This window comes from Streptomyces sp. NPDC050704, assembly GCF_040654355.1.
Lineage (GTDB): Bacteria > Actinomycetota > Actinomycetes > Streptomycetales > Streptomycetaceae > Streptomyces.
Genome location: NZ_JBFAHW010000262.1, coordinates 1 through 2,206 on the forward strand (window position 1 = coordinate 1; position 2,206 = coordinate 2,206).

Below are 2,206 nucleotides of genomic sequence, written 5' to 3' on the forward strand. Positions count from 1 at the left end.
TGATCGGTGCGGCCTGAAAGCTCCTGGCCGCCAGTGAACTCGAAAGGAGGAATACGAGTTCCCCGCCAAGTGGTCAATATGGTGGGTCCCTTAGCGGGCGTGCAGGACTGGCAACGGACCTGTGCGAAGCCCCGTGACAAGAAGCCCCAAGACTGACCGGACCGCCGGGAGGCACAGGGCAAGGGGAAGAGCTTGAAGGACGAATGAAAAATGAATCCCTGTTGAGGCGCCGTCAGCCCAAGCCCGCGCCTGCGGTTAGAAGTCGGCGGGTCAAGGATCTCGGGGCAGAGGAGCCCCAGGGGGCGACCAGAAGCCGATCAGATGGTCGCGTGACCACCCTCGATCCCGGCGTATAGGGGACGTCCTAACAAGCCCGTAACTGGCACCAGGAGAACAGGTAAACCCCGTAGGAGTCCGGTGCGGATGCGCAGCGGTAAGCCGGAGGCAACGAAGGCCGAACCCTCCTGCGGGAGTAGGAAGCTCCGAGAAGCTAAAGCCGCCAGGGCGAAAGCCCAGGGGATAAACGGACAAGGGCACCTCGGCCCCCGTAAGGAACCCGGCGGATATCGGGCGAGATTCCCGAGCCCGAAAGGGAGCCCACGCGGAGCTGGTGGCTCTTTGGAGAGACGAAGCGGAAGACCCATAACCAGGGTTCGAGTTAGACAACGGAGGCGAAAGCGTTGAACACCACCATTGTGGAGGTAGAAGCGTTCGAGACTCCGCGGAACGAGACCCTGGACGACGCCCGCTACTGGAACAGTATCGACTGGTTCACGGTAGAGCACGAAGTGAGGCGACTCCGACAGAGGATCTTCAAGGCTGCGAAGGAGGGGGACCTCAAGAAGGTCCGTAATCTCCAAAAGCTCATGCTGCGATCGCACTCCAACACGCTCGCGAGCGTGAGGAGAGTGACACAGGTGAGTTCGGGACGCCGTACGCCCGGTATTGACCGGGAAAAGGTTCTCACTCCAGCGGGACGGGGGCGAATGGCCAGGACACTGGCCAGCGACCCGGCCACCGAGGTAAGGCCAGTGCGGCGCGTGCATATCCCGAAGGCGAATGGCAAGCTGCGACCGCTAGGGATTCCAACGATCCGGGATCGAGCGCAGCAGGCCAGAGTGAAGAATGCCCTGGAGCCTGAATGGGAGGCGCGGTTCGAGCGGAGAAGTTACGGCTTCCGGCCAGGACGCGGCTGCCAGGATGCAATCCAGGCGATCTTCAACACCGTGGCGCGCAAGGACGCGAGCAGACTGTGGGCGCTGGACGCCGACTTGTCAGCAGCCTTCGACCGCATTAACCACGACCGTCTTCTGGAAGCCATCGGGGCGTTCCCGGCAGCGGGCGCAATCCGCAAATGGCTAAAGGCCGGGGTAATGGAGGCAGGACGCTTCGCGCCCACAGAGGCCGGAGCCCCGCAAGGGGGAGTAATTAGCCCCCTACTCCTGAACATCGCGCTGCACGGTATGGGTACGGTTGCGGGAGACCCCGACGAGATCTCCGGGAGCCAAAGAGTTCGGCAGCGGACGCCAGTGTTTATTCGGTACGCAGACGACTTTGCGGTGCTATGCACGTCAGAGGAAGAGGCGTACCGGATCAAGGGCGAGCTGGCGGAGTGGCTGGACCCGAGGGGGCTGACCATCAACGAGGATAAGACTCAAGTAGTCCACCTTGAAGAAGGATTCAACTTCCTGGGGTTCAACGTCCGCCGGTACAACGGGAAACTGTTGATAAAACCCAGCGCGGCGTCAGTTGCCAGAGCCAAGGAGAAGGTCAGGGAAATAGTGAGAAGCTCGGGCGCGGACTCGACCGAGACCATGCTCTTGCGACTCAATCCACTGATCAGGGGGTGGTCCACCTATTATCGAGGGGTAGTCTCTACGGGGACTTTTAACTCCTTGGACGACTACATGTTTCATCGCATGTGGAGGTGGGCCAAGAGACGCCATGTTAAGAAATCGAGTGCCTGGGTCAAGGCGCGGTATTTTGGCAGGCTGAACCCGCAGAGAGCCGATAAATGGGTGTTCGGCGACAAGGATACTGGGAGGTATCTGCACAAGTTCAGCTGGACCAGGATCAAGAGGCACATCCCTGTGAAGGGTGGGGCATCGAGAGATGACCCGAGTCTCGAAGATTATTGGGCTGAGCGAACCCGAAAGCGAAGGCATCCCGAGGCGGACGGTAGAGCGAACGTCTCGTTGGCGGCCAA

At 60.7% G+C, this 2,206-nt stretch carries 1 protein-coding gene; it reads left to right on the top strand.

Going from position 1 to position 2,206, the window contains the following annotated elements; all coding sequences use genetic code 11:
* Positions 1-680: 680 nt before the first annotated feature.
* Positions 681-2,206, top strand: a 1,526-nt coding sequence (gene ltrA / locus AB0I18_RS51935; protein WP_363112873.1) for a group II intron reverse transcriptase/maturase, incomplete at its 3' end; no start/stop codon positions are given.